16 protein-coding genes and 1 riboswitch are annotated in these 16207 nt (G+C 45.0%); of the genes, 11 read left to right on the top strand and 5 right to left on the bottom strand.

What is annotated here, in order from left to right; all coding sequences use genetic code 11:
- Positions 1–39: 39 nt before the first annotated feature.
- Positions 40–507, bottom strand: a complete 468-nt coding sequence (locus tag JRJ22_RS08620; RefSeq protein WP_206104081.1) for a MarR family winged helix-turn-helix transcriptional regulator — start codon at positions 505–507, stop codon at positions 40–42.
- A gap of 143 nt (positions 508–650) precedes the next feature.
- Between JRJ22_RS08620 and JRJ22_RS08625 the strand changes: the two genes are divergently transcribed.
- The 5 genes from JRJ22_RS08625 (at position 651) to JRJ22_RS08645 (ending at position 4483) form a co-directional block, all read left to right on the top strand.
- Positions 651–1841 carry a cell wall-binding repeat-containing protein gene (locus tag JRJ22_RS08625; protein ID WP_206104082.1) on the top strand — a complete coding sequence of 397 codons (1191 nt, stop codon included), beginning with the start codon at positions 651–653 and terminating at the stop codon, positions 1839–1841.
- 38 nt (positions 1842–1879) lie between these two features.
- Positions 1880–2593: a response regulator transcription factor gene (locus JRJ22_RS08630; RefSeq protein WP_206104083.1), complete on the top strand. Its 714-nt coding sequence runs from the start codon at positions 1880–1882 to the stop codon at positions 2591–2593.
- Positions 2583–3992, top strand: coding sequence for a sensor histidine kinase (locus JRJ22_RS08635; protein ID WP_206104084.1), 1410 nt, complete (start codon positions 2583–2585; stop codon positions 3990–3992). The genes JRJ22_RS08630 and JRJ22_RS08635 overlap by 11 nt, the downstream gene beginning before the upstream one ends.
- Positions 3989–4195 carry a hypothetical protein gene (locus JRJ22_RS08640; RefSeq protein ID WP_206104085.1) on the top strand — a complete coding sequence of 69 codons (207 nt, stop codon included), beginning with the start codon at positions 3989–3991 and terminating at the stop codon, positions 4193–4195. Before JRJ22_RS08635 ends, JRJ22_RS08640 begins: the two co-directional genes overlap by 4 nt.
- Positions 4196–4282: 87 nt before the next feature.
- Positions 4283–4483, top strand: coding sequence for a DUF2933 domain-containing protein (locus JRJ22_RS08645; protein WP_206104086.1), 201 nt, complete (start codon positions 4283–4285; stop codon positions 4481–4483).
- Positions 4484–4553: 70 nt separating this feature from the next.
- On the opposite strand, the gene JRJ22_RS08650 is transcribed toward JRJ22_RS08645, so the two are convergent.
- Positions 4554–5048, bottom strand: a complete 495-nt coding sequence (locus JRJ22_RS08650) for a DUF6803 family protein (RefSeq protein WP_206104087.1) — start codon at positions 5046–5048, stop codon at positions 4554–4556.
- Positions 5049–5240: 192 nt separating this feature from the next.
- Positions 5241–5373, top strand: a riboswitch (cyclic di-AMP (ydaO/yuaA leader).
- 6 nt (positions 5374–5379) lie between these two features.
- On the opposite strand from JRJ22_RS08650, the gene JRJ22_RS08655 reads away from it, so the two are divergent.
- The 5 genes from JRJ22_RS08655 to JRJ22_RS08675 all read left to right on the top strand — a co-directional run bounded on the left by JRJ22_RS08655 (position 5380) and on the right by JRJ22_RS08675 (position 11413).
- Positions 5380–6195 carry an alpha/beta fold hydrolase gene (locus JRJ22_RS08655; RefSeq protein WP_206104088.1) on the top strand — a complete coding sequence of 272 codons (816 nt, stop codon included), beginning with the start codon at positions 5380–5382 and terminating at the stop codon, positions 6193–6195.
- 263 nt (positions 6196–6458) lie between these two features.
- The gene (locus JRJ22_RS08660; RefSeq protein ID WP_206104089.1) at positions 6459–7814 is read left to right on the top strand and encodes a TrkH family potassium uptake protein; all 1356 of its coding nucleotides are present in this window, start codon (positions 6459–6461) and stop codon (positions 7812–7814) included.
- Between the two features lie 39 nt (positions 7815–7853).
- Entirely contained in the window at positions 7854–8708 is an 855-nt protein-coding gene (locus tag JRJ22_RS08665) for an ABC transporter ATP-binding protein (RefSeq protein ID WP_206104090.1), read from the top strand.
- A gap of 2 nt (positions 8709–8710) precedes the next feature.
- The gene (locus JRJ22_RS29200; RefSeq protein ID WP_456299722.1) at positions 8711–10138 is read left to right on the top strand and encodes a fluoroquinolone export ABC transporter permease subunit; all 1428 of its coding nucleotides are present in this window, start codon (positions 8711–8713) and stop codon (positions 10136–10138) included.
- 48 nt (positions 10139–10186) lie between these two features.
- On the top strand, positions 10187–11413 hold the full coding sequence (locus tag JRJ22_RS08675) for a cation:proton antiporter (protein ID WP_206104091.1): 1227 nt from the start codon (positions 10187–10189) through the stop codon (positions 11411–11413).
- Positions 11414–11450: 37 nt separating this feature from the next.
- On the opposite strand, the gene JRJ22_RS08680 is transcribed toward JRJ22_RS08675, so the two are convergent.
- From JRJ22_RS08680 to JRJ22_RS08690, 3 genes are read right to left on the bottom strand one after another with little or no spacing between them, the layout of a single operon-like run.
- On the bottom strand, positions 11451–12545 hold the full coding sequence (locus JRJ22_RS08680; protein ID WP_206104092.1) for a GerAB/ArcD/ProY family transporter: 1095 nt from the start codon (positions 12543–12545) through the stop codon (positions 11451–11453).
- Positions 12546–12580: 35 nt separating this feature from the next.
- On the bottom strand, positions 12581–13789 hold the full coding sequence (locus JRJ22_RS08685; RefSeq protein WP_206105053.1) for a Ger(x)C family spore germination protein: 1209 nt from the start codon (positions 13787–13789) through the stop codon (positions 12581–12583).
- Between the two features lie 12 nt (positions 13790–13801).
- On the bottom strand, positions 13802–15418 hold the full coding sequence (locus tag JRJ22_RS08690; RefSeq protein WP_206104093.1) for a spore germination protein: 1617 nt from the start codon (positions 15416–15418) through the stop codon (positions 13802–13804).
- A 211-nt stretch (positions 15419–15629) separates the two neighbouring features.
- Here JRJ22_RS08690 and JRJ22_RS08695 point away from each other — a divergent pair, with 211 nt between their 5' ends.
- On the top strand, positions 15630–16205 hold the full coding sequence (locus tag JRJ22_RS08695) for a DUF421 domain-containing protein (protein WP_206104094.1): 576 nt from the start codon (positions 15630–15632) through the stop codon (positions 16203–16205).
- Positions 16206–16207 lie beyond the last annotated feature (2 nt).

A 16207-nucleotide genomic window follows, 5' to 3' on the forward strand; every position in this document is an offset into this window, starting at 1 on the left:
AGGCTGTAAGCCTGGGCTTTGGTGCTTTTTTTATACAGATTATAAGGAATCAGGCTGATCGTTAAGCTGCTCAAAGTAGGCATGAACGCCATTCAGCAGTTCAATCAGCAGTTCACTTTTTTCCTCGCCTAAATAATCAATCATCCCTTTGAACGTGTCACGGATCCTTGCGACCGCTTTATCAGCGAACAGTTCGCCCTTCTCTGTCAGCTGGATGACACTGATTCTCCGGTCTTGAGTGTCGCTGGTACGCACTACGTAGCCTTGGCTGAGCAGACTGTTGACCATTTGCGTAATGGTCGGAGAGGTCACCCGCAGCAGCCGGCTGACCTCCGAGACGGTCAGCGTATCCTTTCCGGTTCTTTTTTTGTTCATGCGGATCGCAATCAGTACCCGGATCTCACTTGGCTTCAGCCCAAACATTGTCGTTTTTTGCCAATTAAGCCGGGAGAATTGCTGGAAAGCACCCATCAATCCATCCACATTGTCATACCTGTCTTCGTTCATCTATACACCCCATAAGCTTATTTAACTATAATTATAGCCCAATAGGGGCATAAAAAGAACTCGCTTGACTTCATCGTTTCCACACACCTTTTGGGTAAAGTATGGTTATTAAAATTGGAATATTGCAAATTGGAGGTATGAGAATGAGAAAGATATTAATTACTGGTACAATAGCGTTGATATTAAGTGCGGCTTTATCCGGATGCCAGGCAGGCAATAAAAACTCTAATGCTGCAGCCAACGTAACCACGGAAACCGCGGTTACAGAACCATGGGTTGGCACCAAAAATACAACAAGGGTTAATACGTCTGATCCAGTTCAGGCAGCCGTTCTTGTCTCCCGCACACTCTGGACGGCAGAGACAGATAATAACAGACCCTCAAGTGTGGTTTTGACCGATGTGAACAACTGGCAGATTGCGGCCGTAAGCACGGATCTGATTCATCATCCCAGCAACGGGCCAGTTCTCTTTTTTGATAAAGAAAGCGTTCCTGCTGTGACTTTAGAGGAGCTTAAACGGTTGAAGCCGATGGGCGCAGAAGGGAATGAAGGCATTCAAATTGTCATTGTAGGTCCGGTTGCGTCAAGCGTTGAGGAGCAATTGAACACCTTGGATATGAAAATCGATAAAATAGAAGGAGACGAGCCGGCAGCTATAGCAGAGGCCATTGATGCCTATTATGCCAAAGCTGCGGGGGAGCTTCCACAGGCCGTCATAGTCGGGTCTATGGACAGTCCTGAATATACATTGCCTGCTGTAAATTGGATCGCCCACATGCCTGAACCGTTGCTCTATGTGAAGAAGGACGAAATCCCTGCTGCCACAGTGAAAGCCCTGAATAAGCGCGAAGGTAAGGCGGCCATCTATGTCCTGGGTCCGGATTCGGTGATCTCCAGCAAAGTTGAAGACGAATTAGCAGCTTATGGAACGGTAACCCGGATTGATGGTGACAATCCGTATGAGAATGCGGTCGCTTTTGCCCAATATAAAGACACCAGCAATGATTTTGGCTGGGGAATCACTACGGCGGGACATAACTTTTCATTTCTGACCACAGATTCAACCATGCTGACCATTGCTGCGGCTCCTTTTAGCCATCTGGGCAAACACGCCCCGTTAATGTTCACCAAAAAGGATGTACTGCCGGATTCCGTGATGGAGTATTTGATGAATGTCCAACCGAAGTATCAGAAGTCACCTGCAGAAGGTCCCTATAATCATGCCTGGGTAACCGGCGGCAAAGACGCAATTTCTGCTGCTGCCCAGAGTGAAATCGATGATATGCTTGAGATTTCCCCTGCATCAGGCGGGAACCCGCATGCCGGCCATTAATTGGTCATTTGTTCATAAAAAAATGGAGTAGGTGGATAATGTCTAAACTACAGGTATTAATCGTAGATGATGAGTGGAATATGAGGAATCTGCTTCGCATTTATCTGATGAAGGAAGGTTTTCGAATCCAGGAAGCCGCAACGGGCCATGAAGCACTGTCTATGATTAAGAAACACTCCTTTGATATCATACTGCTGGATGTAATGATGCCTGATATGGATGGCTGGCAAGTCTGTAAGGCCGTGAGAGAAACCGGGAACATCCCTATTCTGATGCTTACGGCACGAACAGAGACCAAAGACAAAATCCATGGACTTGGAGTAGGCGCAGATGATTATTTGACGAAGCCCTTTGAACCTGAGGAGTTATTGGCCAGAATCTATTCGTTAATCCGCAGGTCTACAATCACACAGGGGATGCAGCCTCCTCAAAGGGTCCTGGATTTCCCCGAGCTGAACATTTTTCCGGATGCCCGGGAGGTCCGCATTCAAGAGGGTTCTGTAGATTTTACCCAAAAGGAATTTGATCTTCTTATGATGTTAGCGCAGAGCAAGCAGCGTGCTTTCACCCGCGAGGAGCTTGTAGAACGGGTCTGGGGATATGATTATGAGGGTGAAATCCGGGTGGTGGATACGCATATTAAGAATATTCGTGAGAAACTGCAGCGGGCCGGAATGAGCTATAACCCGATTCAGACGGTATGGGGAGTAGGCTATAAATTTCAAGCGGCTGAGTATCAGGATGAGAAATAACCGGATTGGGATCAAGCTCGGGTCAGTGATCATCACTGTATTCCTGATTGTGTTGTTATTCCTGGGTTTTGCCATCGATAAAATGTTCACGAATTTTTATACTGCCGAAATGCGAAAAGAAACGGAAGAGATTGCCTCACACTTTACGGTCATGGCGAATGCAACCGATGTCACCTCCGAGCAGACCATGATGACCTTTGCGGAATTTTCGAATGTCAGTATCTTTAATATTCTGGACAATGGGACCGTAAATCTGCACTCCGGTGTTCATGATTCGGCCGACCGGTCGTTTATCCGAAGTTCGGATCTCGACAAGATTTTTGGCGGTAAAATCGTTAGCTTGATGTATAAAGACCCGGAAGGTCATCGTTACTTTGTTTCCGGCCAACCGGTCACTAAAGGTGGTGTTATTACCTCAGCCCTTTATGTAATGGCCTCTACGGAACAAATGGAGCAATCCTTATCCGGGGTAAGGAACTTATTGGTACTATCCGGAATGGGGGCTTTCTTGCTGGCCATGGGAATTACATGGATTATCGCGCAAGTCTTGTCCCGTCCGCTGCTGCAAATGCAAAAGGCAACACGGAAAATTGCCGTTGGTGAGCTGGAAACCCGACTTGAGATCACAAGCAGGGATGAACTGGGCAGTTTGGCTGAGGCCATCAATGATTTGGCGGCCGATCTTCAGCATTACCGGGACAGCCGGCAAGAGCTGTTCTCTAACATATCACATGATCTGCGGACACCCATTACCTATTTGGAAGGGTACTCTAGAGTGGTTAAGGATCACCTTTATGAGACCGAGGAAGAGAAGGACCGATATCTGGATATCATTTATCAGGAGGCGGTCCGGCTGCAGCATTTGGTCGATGATGTGTTCGATCTGGCCAAAATGGAAGAAGGGAAGATATCCCTTCTGGAAGAAGAGCTCAACCTCTCTGACCTGACTGAACAAGCTGTTCAAAAAGTTAAATTGAAGGCAAAAGAAAAAGGGTTAGCCCTGTCGTTCGAATCTTCCGGGCCTGTTACACTGGTCCGCGGTGATGGTAAACGGATGGAGCAGATTGTCCTGAACTTGCTGGAGAATGCGATCCGTTATACAGAGAAGGGGAGTATCCAAGCGGGTCTGCAGTACGCCGGAAGCTCTGTAATCCTAAGCGTTGAAGATACGGGAATTGGGATTCCTGAGGAAGACCTGCCTTATATTTTCGAACGGTTCTATAGAGTGGAGAAATCCCGTGCACGTCAATTCGGGGGAACCGGATTAGGTCTATCCATCGTAAAAAAACTGGCCGAGCTGCAGGGCGGTAAGATAAAGGTTACAAGCAGGCTAGGCGGAGGAACCCGGTTTGAAGTGTACTTTCAGCGGCAGCCGGACCCGGGGGGACACAGCAAATGAAGAAAATAGAATGGCTTATCGCCTTTTTCTTTATGGGAATAGGTGTAATGTGTATGACCCTTTCAGCCGTTTCTTTCCAAAGCGACTCACTGCTCCATTTCGGTTATATAGTGAAAACATTTCTGATCTGTGCAGTACTTATCGGGATAAGCCTGTTTCTGGTGCTGAGAGTATTGAAGTTGAACAAAAGATCGAAAAAATAAGCTCCTTTCAAAACTATCAACACATTTTCTACACAGACATTTCTTACAATGAAAATATAACAAATCTTATTTTGTGGAGGTAATGATATGGATTGGTCTTGGTTAGCTGTGCTGGTATGTCCGTTAATGATGATATTTATGATGTTTGGTATGCGTGGTGGACACGGCCATGGTCCGCATAAGAAACAGCTATCCGCCGGTGTGGTGGAGCAAGAATTATTGCAGTTAAAAGCACAAAATGAGTTGTTGCAAAAGGAAGTGCAAGATTTAAAGAATAGAGCTGTTTAAAGGTAGGAGATAGGCGGGATTACTCGAAAAAAGACTCCGGAGATGATCTCCGGAGTCTTTCATCTTACTATTAATGAGTCATTCCACTCATGCCGCCCATACTGCTTACAATCTCGGGATTAACCATTCCGAAGATCATTGCGATGTGTGCAACGACCAGGAATCCGCTGACAAGAATAAAGTGGAGTTTCAGCTTTTCTTCCTCCGTACGCTTACGTCCAATAAGGCCAAGGTCCAGCAGGGCAAGAGGCAGTAGGAAGATTACACCGCTCAAATAGAATCCTACCGCGACTACATCTACCCAGGTATGCCATTCCCCATTTACAGTCAGAGGGACAAAAGCGGTCGGGAACAGATATAGGAATACTCCTGTAAAGTACAGACCGGCCAAAATGCTGCAGATCCGGTTAAAAGCTCTTAGGCTGCCTTTGACATTTTTGTTGAAAAGAATAAAAAACTCGGTCACCGTAATGGTCTCAGCAAAAATGACCGGGATTGCCATAAAAATGATCAGATTCCATGGCTGGTTGTCCATCAAAAGGGACATGTAATGCGTCATATTCATTCGTTTATTTCCCCCATCTAATATTGTTACTACAAAGTTAGTATAGGGGGAAAGTGTGTGGAAAGTATGGAGATTTCCTTTACAATGATCAGGGCGAACTATATAATTGGATTAATTTTATATTGCTATATCCGGAGGAGCCTGCCAACAGCGGGCTCTTTTTGTGTTTTTAACTGGAATAAATTTACTCATTCTGATGAACCGCTTAATTCCGTCCAGGAAGCGGGGGAACCAATGATCCCGGGGTGAATCTCGAGAGATCGAGTAGGGCAGCTCTCTAGCCCGAATCCGGCAGCTAACCCCGTAAGCGTCCAAGAGAGGGGCACATGTAATGACGCATATTGAAGTCAATGAAACCACACTGTATTACGAAATGTCCGGCAGTGGTCTACCTATTGTTTTTATTCATGATCATTCAACCTCCCATCAAATATTTGAACCTCAAGCGGATTATTTCAGCAAGCGGGCTAAGGTGATCGTCTTTGACCTAAGAGGAAATGGAAGATCGGGGAAAATGAACGTAGAAATTAGCCGGATCATAGACACACAATGTGAAGATTTAAAGGGGCTATTGGACGAACTGGATGTGGTCCGGGCTGTAATTGTAGCTTGTTCCAGTGGGGCCATGATTGCCCGGAAATTTGCATATCTGTACCCTGAACGGGTAATAAATATGGTATTCGTAGACAGTTACTTTCATGGTGGTGACGCAGCTTTAGCCGGAAGAGCGATGGGGATCTTTGAAATATGCGCTTTGGCAGCCCACTATCTCCCTGCGGAAATGTTTATGCGATCTTTACGTATCACATACAACAAGTGGCTCTCGGCCTACCATATTCTGAGAAGAGAGCTTTTGCAGGAACGGACAACAGAATTAATCAAGCAGCGACTGGCGCTAAGACAGGCAGACTCCTTCGGGTTCGCAGCGGGGCTGCAAATTCCCGTTCTTTGTGTAACAGGGAATCTGAATGAAAGGGTTCTGGAGCAGGCAAAAAAAACGGTGGCTCAATATCCGCTTGCTCGTTTAGCGATACTTGATGATGCCATGTACCCCAGCCACCTATGCCAGCCGCAGCATTTTAACCGGCTAGTGCTTGATTATTTACAAGACCAGCAATGTTTCCGGCAGGCAGCATCCGGCAAGTAGAAGGGTGATGCATGGTGTGCTTTATTTGCATACGACACAGAGCGTCTTTCCTTATACTGTAGAAACGGCTGCAGAGTTGTTTATTGATGAGGTGAAGAGACGGATCCTCTGAATAAACGAATTCTCTTTACAATTGCTTTAGCGAACCCTATAATGGTACTAATTGTATATTGTTGTATCCGGAGGAGCCTGCCACTAGCGGGCTCTTTTTGTGTTTTTTCAAGGACTGGTGTAAAAATTTGATTGTAACAGGAGCCTCTAATATGTTATTTGATAAAATCTTGTTCTTCCAGAAACTCAAACTGACTTCTTCCAGGATTATTCTGCTCGGTTTTGCTGCACCCATATTACTTGGAGCTGTGCTGCTATCCTTACCGCTATCTTCATCCACAGGTAGTAGTGTAGGCTGGCTGAACGCATTGTTTACCTCAACTTCAGCTGTCTGCGTGACGGGTCTAGTGGTACTCGATACAGGGATGGACTTTTCACACTTCGGACAAATCATAATCTTACTGCTTATTCAAATTGGCGGTTTGGGGTTTATGACCTTTGGGGTCCTAATAGCTGTGGTTATGGGGAAAAAGATCGGATTAAAAGATCGTCTGCTTATCCAACAATCCGCCAACTCTGTGACAACTCAAGGTGTTGTCCGTTTATCACTCAGCATCTTCCTCATTTCTTTTATCGTCGAGACTATAGGAGCATTATTATTAACTCTCCGGTGGGCAAATGAAATGGGGGTGGAAAGATCTATTTACTATGGAATATTCCATTCCGTCTCTGCCTTCAATAACGCTGGTTTTTCGTTGTGGCCGGACAGTCTGAGCCGTTATGTCGGTGACCCGTTAATTAATATCGTCATCTCATGTTTATTTATCATCGGAGGGATCGGGTTTACAGTGATTTTGGATTTGTACCGGAAAAGAAGGTGGAGGGATCTGTCCTTTCACACTAAAATTGTTCTGCTCACTTCCGGATTTCTGTGTATGGCCGGATTTCTGGTGATATTTACGATTGAACTCTTTAATACCAAGACCTTTAGTACTCTCTCCTGGAGCGAACGAATCTGGGCAGGATATTTCCAAGGTGTAGTAACGCGGACGGCTGGTTTTAACTCCATTGATATTGCTGCGATGCTGCCGGCTTCCCAGTTTTTCATGATCTTCCTGATGTTTATTGGCGCTTCATCCGGATCGACAGGAGGGGGGATAAAAACAACTACTTTCGCTGTGATTATGTTAAGTATTATTGCAACGGTTAAAGGGAAGGCTGACGTCCAGCTTCTTAAAAAGCGGATCTCTCAAGAGATTATTTTCAGGTCACTCGCGGTGATGACCATTTCTATGGGGGTGGTTCTCGGAGTTGCCTTTCTTTTAACGATTACAGAATATCCTCATCAAAAGGATTTTCTCGCACTTCTCTTCGAAGCAACCTCCGCCTTCGGAACAGTAGGGATGTCTATGGGGATAACGCCAGAACTATCATCAATGGGCAAAGGGATTATCATAGTTACAATGTATATCGGAAGACTAGGACCCTTAACCTTGGCTTTTGCTCTGGCACAAAAAAGCGTCAAGCAAAAGTATCGCTATCCCGAGGATAAGCTTCTGATCGGCTAGCATTTTGTCCGAGCACTAAATGAATAAGGGGATGAAGTCATGATTGAAGTAAAGAATCTACATTTTACTTACCCCAATACAAAGGAAGCTGCACTTCGCGGTCTTGATTTCACGATACCTAAGGGAGAAATATTTGGGTTTCTGGGTCCATCGGGGGCCGGCAAAAGCACAACGCAAAAGATACTGATCGGAGTCCTCAAAAACTATCTGGGCAGTGTGAAAGTAATGGGCACAGAAATTAAAGATACTGGACCTGAGTATTTCGAGCAGATTGGCGTTGCGTTTGAATTCCCCAACTTCTACACCAAGTTTACGGCATTGGAGAACCTGAAGCTCTTTCGTTCCCTATACGCAGGAGCAACAGAAGATCCATTAAGTCTTCTGAAACTGGTGGATTTAGCCGATGCTGCGAATATGAAGGTTGCACAATTGTCCAAGGGGATGAAGATGAGGTTGAACTTCTGCAGAGCGCTTTTGAATCATCCGCAAATTCTGTTCCTCGACGAACCGACTTCGGGGCTGGATCCGGTCAATGCGAAGCGAATGAAGGATTTGATCCTGGATAAGAAATCCAAAGGCACAACCGTTATTATTACCACGCACAATATGCAGGCTGCCGAGGAACTTTGTGATCGTGTTGCTTTTATTATTGACGGTCAAATAAAACTTATCAATTCTCCCCGGGAACTTAAATTGCTTAATGGAAATAAACGGGTATTACTGGAATACCGCCTTCATCATGAATTACAGCAGGCTGAGTTTTCTCTTGACGGGATTGGAGAGAATCAGCAATTTCTGCAGCTGATCAGGGAGCACCCTATTGAAACCATTCATTCGCTTGAATCCTCTTTGGAGCAGATATTCATCAAGGTTACAGGGAGGTCACTGGCGTGAGAATGAGGTCTGCTGTGGCATTTGATATCCGGTTCCAATGGCGGCACGGATTTTATGGGGTTTACATTATAGTTTGTGCTTTTTATGTGGCACTGCTGCATTTTATCCCTGAGTTGTACCAGGAGAAAACAACGGTTCTGTTAACATTTAGCGACCCCAGCGCGCTTGGACTTATTCTGGCTGGAGGAATTGTACTGCTCGAGAGAGATCAAGGAATTCTTGACCCTTTATTTGTAACACCTATCCGTATACGGGAATACTTACTTGCAAAAGCATGCTCATTATCCGTTTTATCGTTGCTGGCTGCATGGGCAGTGCATGGTATTGCAAACGGTATGCCAGTATCCCCGGTGGCTTTCTCACTTGGAGTACTACTGACATCCAGCTTTATGACGCTGCTATCGATTGGTGTGGTGGCCCGCTGTCAGACCGTCAATAGCTTTATTCTGCTGTCCCAAGTTTATGCATTACCCTTTGTACTGCCGCTGCTTGGTTATTTCAACGTATGGGATTCAAGGATTTATCTGCTGCTGCCGAGCGAAGGAACCTTGAAAATGCTGCAAGGCGGCTTCCATTCTGTATCTGGGGGTAATTATTTATATTCCATAAGTATCCTCATGATTTGGAACATTGCGGTCTATATTTGGGCCAAATGCTCTTATGAATATCATGTCTTGATGATTGTTGGCAGGGGGGAGAGGGAGATGAATAAATATCGCTACCTTCTTGTTCATGATCTCCGTCATGCGGTACGGGATCCGGTGCTAATGGTTGGTTTTTTTGGACCCATAGCCCTGCTTGTCGTTTCCCGGTTTGGCTTTCCGGCTGCAGCAGAGGGGCTTAGCAGGAGTTCGTCATTCGATTTATACGCCTATAGCAGCTTTACGGGAATTACTCTAGCTATTACCATTCCCATGCTGATTGGAACGATGACAGGACTGTTAATGCTTGACGAACGGGATGAAGGGCTGATCTCCTATTACGCTGTAACGCCGTTCATGCGCAGAGGCTATATGCTGTACCGATTGATTCTGCCAATGGGGCTTGCGGTTTCGCTCTCAGGCATTTACTTGGTATTCTCCGGGCTGTTAGAATTGCAATGGGGTAATTTGGCAGTACTTATACTGTTGGCTTTGGAAGCACCATGTTTTACTTTGTTTCTTGCTGCATTTGCGGCCAATAAAGTTGAAGGCTTGGCCTTATCCAAGATCAGCGGCTTGTTCATCGCAGGTACGATTGTCGTTTATTTTGTTCCAGGTGTATGGCAGCTCTTAGGGACTTGGCTCCCTTCTTATTGGATTGCCAAGGTATACTTTGGTATTGAAGCGGCTAGCCTGATTAGGGTTAGTATTGACTTCGGTATTGGCCTTACCTATCATTTGGCGCTTCTGTTTATGCTGGTCAAAGTTTTTGAGAAGCGGGCAGATTGAACGGCTTGATCCAAAATGATTATAAAAATAATGTACATGAGGTGTCGTATGCATCAGTTTAATGATATTTTTATTCAGATCTTGATTTTGCTTGCCATATCTATGGGGGTCATTGCCATTGCCAAAAAAGTGAATCAGCCCTATTCCATCGCGCTCGTCGTGGTAGGAGTCTTACTGGGTTTTATTCATGTTCCCCTATTGGTTGAAGCGGAAGCTTTTATCACCCAATCGCATGTATTCCAGGCCATCATCATCTCGTTGTTTCTGCCGATCCTCCTGGGTGATGCCACTCTGAAGCTTCCTTTCTCTCACCTGCGGGAGCAGCAGAAGCCGGTACTGGCTTTGGCCTTCGGCGGAACGTTATTGTCCTTTCTCCTCATTGGTTTGGTTGTTTATTGGGGATTGGGCCTGCCGCTGATTGTTTCCTTTACTTTTGCGGCCCTGATGAGCGCTACAGATCCCATCAGTGTGATTTCCATTTTTAAATCCCTGGGCGTTCCGAAGAATATAGTAACCATTATTGAAGGCGAGTCACTTTTTAATGACGGAATTGCTGTTGTACTGTTCCAGATCTCATCGGTGTACCTGTTATCCTATATGGAAATGGGATGGGCAGGAATCGGCAGCGGAATTCTGTTATTTTTGAAATTTGCACTAGGAGGAATCCTGATTGGAGCCATAATGGGCTACTTATTTTCTCAGCTTATTCGGCTATATGATGATTTTCCGCTCGAGATTGGATTCTCGATGCTGCTGTTTTTCGGGAGCTATTTTATAGCGGAGCACTTTCATGTATCCGGGGTTATTGCTGTTGCGGTAAGCGGGCTGATCTTCGGGAATTACGGTGCGCGGATCGGAATGTCAGAGACTACCAAGGTTAACATTAATTCGTTTTGGGATGTAATCACCTTAGTGGCGAACTCGTTGATCTTCCTGATGATTGGACTGGAAATTAGAAATATTGATTTTACGGATAAATGGCTGCTTATAGCGGCTTCGATCTTAATCGTACTGGCAGGGCGAACGATTGCCCTCTATGCAAGTCTAATGTTTCTGAAGAATTTCCCGGCATCCTGGAAGATGGTATTGAACTGGGGAGGGCTGAAGGGAAGCCTCTCTATTGCGCTCGCCTTAAGTCTGCCTGTATCTTTTGAAGGCCGGGAGGATATTCTGGTCTTAACCTTCAGTATTGTTCTGTTTTCGCTGCTTGTTCAGGGGTTATCCATCAAACCGCTGGTGAAGAAGCTGAAATTGACTCAGGCAAAGAGAATGTAACCCTGACACCTGCCCTGTGAGAAAGCGGCAGGTGTTTTCATGCTGCATTGTCCGGGGCCCGTTTTATTTTCATCATGATAAAAAGTACTAGCGGCAGGAATATTTGAAAAAAAGGTGAGGACGTATTCAAGGTTATATCACGTCCTACGATAATGTGGTGGGTGTAATTGGGAGATAAAAATGAAACTCCATAGATGACAGCACTCATAGGGAAAACCCACGTTTTAAAAGAAACCCCAGTGATTCTTTCGAGTCCGATGACTGCACCCGTGAAAAACGCGGCCATTTTAATGCCTAAACCCAGAAAAAACAGTAAGATAAAAAGAGCATCCGTACGTTCAAATACCTCTGTTAGCCTAATTAATTGCACGGATTCGAGCAATGGAAGCGTACTGAATGCTGCTAATTTATGGCCCATTACCAGCACGATTAATTGATTCAGGAAGGTCAGTGCTAGTGCAGTAAGGAGATAAACCGTTATTACGGCTTTGGGTAAATTTTTTGCTCTCCGCGCATGCGGATAAAAGACAAGAAATAAAACAACTTGTCCAAAGGGGAAAGATACAATCTCCGGTATAGCGGCTTTAAACACCGGCATCCAGCCGTTTTCCAGAATCGGGAGGAAAAACTCCAAATGAAGGAGGCCGGTAGCCGGAAATAAAATACTGATTATTGTATACCCAACCACCATACCAGGGAACAGAATCACACATATCAAAAAGAACACCTTATATCCGTAACGCACCGTATTTGCCACCACAAGGATAGCAATTAAGGAAACAATCCATAATGGAGTCCGGGTTAGCAGGGTCAGCAAAGTAACCTCTCCTAAATCACGAAGATTCCTTGAGGTCTCATAAGCGAAGTAAGCTACAAACATGAAATTTAGAAGGGAACCCATGTACTTCCCCGTATATCTCCGGAAAAGCTGGAACAAATCCAGATTCGGCTCCTGTCTGTATATGGACAAATGAAGAATAAGCAGGATTAGACCGGCTAAGGCCCCGATGAGCATTGCCAGCCAGGCATCCTGCTTTGCTTCACTGCCCATAAAGAATAAAGTCGTACTTCCTATCTCGAATAGGGACAAACATATCACCAATTCTGATACACGTAGGGTATGCTTCCCCATAATTTTACTCAACCCCCTATATTGGATAACCTAGATTATTCAGACTTCAGTAAATCTACAAAAGAGTTTTGCAGAAGGCCTACCCGTTTTATATTGACATCCACATTAATTTCTATATTCATATCAGCCAGCTCCCCGGGCCAGGAGTTCTTTATCTTTGCCCATTCTTTTGGGTATTTCCTGTGTATTTTGTCAGCGACCCCTATAAGGTCAATTTTCATACGTTGAACAGTGTTCCAGCCCTCTCTCATTTGCGACTCGATTAGCTCTTCCGCTTGGATTTGTAATTTCTCCAGTCCGTGCAGGGATGTTACGTCCTCTTTAGAGAGTGTTTCCAGCAGCTCGCCATTGACTTTAGCATTTACCATTAATGTGAAATTATTATTATTTCGTACAGGGGTTACCTTGACTTTGGCTTTCCGGATAAAAATTGCTGATTGCCTGGACTGGCTATCCAGGGTGCTTAATGTTGTTGATTTGATCTGATCGGTTAGCCAAGCAATCCCTAAGCTTTCCTGCTGATGGATTTCGCCGATTATTTTGGATTTTCGGAACACGGATAAGCCGGATATTTTCAGTTTACCTTTTGTTGAGGTTTGATTGAAAATATCTGTAGAATTCATTTTCACATCAGCCTCTCCCTTTATTGCCAATGTCGGAACCCCGGCAGCGGCGCTGTCTGACGTGATTTTTAGTGCCAGCTCATGCATCGTAACGGAAGGGTAAAAGGATGCGAATTGAGTGTTTTTTTGCAGAATTTCAGAAAGCGCCTGCCCGGGGATCTTTTCCGGCGGATTTAGCTTTTTCAAAAAATCCCGTGCTTTCCCATCGACGATAACCACCCTCACCGTTTCCCGTGCATCCGGATTACGGTAGTAAGTATCCAATATTTCTTCAATCCCCTGCTCGGCAGTTTTTTTACCGATCAGCACAACATTGTTGTGTGCGAAATACAGTCTTCTTGGATTCTCCAGATTACTTACAGACACAGCTTCTCTTATGGTTTTACCGTGCGTGCTGAAGGTATGAACCGGAGATTGTGAACCGCCGGCGCCTGAGGCCCCGCTGCTATTGGAGAGTGCCGATGGGTTAATAATTTGGAAGGTAACGGTCCAATCTCCAGTTCCACCGTCAAAACCTGTTGCCGCAGTGATGCCTAGTTCATTCAGCTCTGTTCGGTTTCCGCATCCAGTGCCCAGTAATACAAGAATGGATAGCAGAAGAATAAACCTAAAACAACGCATTTGGATCACCTCTTATTGTTCTGACTCTTTCATATTGTCCAGTCTATTGCTGGTCCCCTTTGGATACTGGTGAGGGGCTTGTCTGATTCTATTTTTGCTGGATTTCACATTAGGTCTGGTTTTCATTGCCCACCATGGAGCCCGAATGACTAAATCCTTCATATTTGATTTAAAAAAAGGACTGTAAGGCATTAAGTAATCGATCCCAAACGATTTCAGTGAGAGCAGATGGGCTAAAAGAGGGATCAATCCTGCCAAAATTCCGAATAATCCAAGAAAACCCGCCAGAAACATGAGGACAAAGCGAAGGAGCCGGATGGCTGAAGACATACTGAAATAAGGAATTACAAAATTTGAGATAGCCGTAAAAGAGACCACGATAACAATCGCAGCGGAGACAAGTCCAGCTTCGACCGCGGCTTGTCCGATGACCAGGGCACCCACAATCGATATCGCCGGGCCAACGACCCTTGGCATTCTTATCCCGGCTTCACGAATCACTTCAAATGTAACTTCCATAAGGAGTGTTTCTACCAAAGCGGGAAAAGGCGTTCCTTCCCTTTGTGCTGTAAGTGAGATCAGTAGCGTAGTAGGAATCATCTCCTGCTGGAATGTAGTCAGGGCAATATATAAAGAAGGAAGGAGCAGAGAAACGAGGAAAGCCACTAACCGCAGACAACGCAGAAAAGTTGATATATCGTACCGCTGATAGTAATCTTCAGGTGTTTGGAAAAAATTAAAAAAGGTGACTGGTGCAATTAGAGCAAAGGGTGTACCATCCACGAGTACTGCAACCTGGCCATCCAAGAGGCTCCCGGCAACGGTATCAGGCCGTTCTGTGTCAATGATCATAGGAAAGGGAGACAAGGGTGCATCTTGGATAAACTCTTCGATATAGCCGCTTTCAAGTATGCTGTCGGTATCAATGGACTTCAGTCTTTGAGTGATTTCTTCCACAACATCCGGGTTAGCAACATCCTGAATATAGGCTAAAACTACTGTGGTATGAGTTAATTGACCGATATCGTGAGTTTCGAATTTAAGCTTAGGGGATCTAATTTTTCTCCGGACTAATGCTATGTTAGTTGTGATATCTTCGGTGAACCCTTCTTTTGGGCCCCTGACTACGGTTTGGGATGAGGGTTCTTCCACGCTGCGTCTGGCCCCTCCAGAGATCATAACGGCTAGCGAAAACGGACAATTATTCATAATAATCACTGCGCTGCCGGAAAGGACTTCGGTAAAGAGCTGATCTTCCGTACGGATGATTTGAATGTTTCCGGAAGGAAGCTTTTCCAGTAAACGGGAAGCGATCTGATTAGGGTTAGTTTTGCTTTGAGTGTGGTCAGAATCTTCACGGATTAAACCTTCGAATAAGCTTGTCAATAATTTCTGATCAATTAATCCTTCGAAGTAACAGACCGCCATCCCGGATGGGTCTGCCGGTTGCCCGGATAGGGTACGGACGGTAAAGTCAGGACTTTGGCCGAATTGATCTTTAAGTAAGAGGAGCGTATGAGCTAAAGAGGGATTAATAGAATGAACCTCCGGCTGCTTCTTGGATTTTTCGATCTTCTGACTCTGCTGTTTTTGCTGTGAAAAAACCCTTTTAAACCACCGGCCAAGCATCTGCTAATCACTCCATTCCAAGATAAATGATATGGATAATTTGTTCAAAATGATTAAATTTATTCCTCAACAGATTGTCCAGCACAAAGAGCCGCCCCCTCCAAAGGGGAAAAACAGAGCGGCTCAGGGAAATTTATAGGAAGAAATATGAATAGGAAACTTATATGCCTAACATACTAGATGAAAATCGGCATTACAGGAGGACTATGTGATGGATCTGGATTGGATATGGAAATCGGCTTTTCTAGTGGTAGTAGGTATAATCCTTCTGAGAATTGCGGGCAGAAAATCAATTTCACAAATGAGCATAGCCACGACAGTAATTATGATCTCAATCGGTACTACAATAGTTCAACCCATTGCGAATCATGAATTATGGAAAGCTGTTGGCTCTGCCACGGTATTTATTTTGTCATTACTCCTGATTGAATATTTACAATTAAAATATAATTGGCTTGAGAAATTACTAAGCGGCAAATCAAAGACCGTTATTGAGAACGGACAAATAAATGTACATAATCTCCGCGCTATCCGCATGTCAGTAGACCAACTTGAAATAAGGCTTAGAGAGCAGGGGATTTCGAGTTTCAAAGATGTCAAAACCGCTACCCTTGAACCCAACGGCCAATTAGGATACGAACTGATGCGGCATGCCAAGCCAGTGACGATCGGGGAATTGGAACGTATGCTTGGCTTGAAGCCGCAAGACAAGAAGGAACAGGGCCCTCTATTCAAAGAAGTGATTCAAGACCACCATGAGAGCGGGGTGGACTCAACCCTGCAGTAGTG

Origin of the sequence: Paenibacillus tianjinensis (assembly GCF_017086365.1) — a bacterium.
Classification (GTDB): Bacteria; Bacillota; Bacilli; order Paenibacillales; family Paenibacillaceae; genus Paenibacillus_AQ; species Paenibacillus_AQ tianjinensis.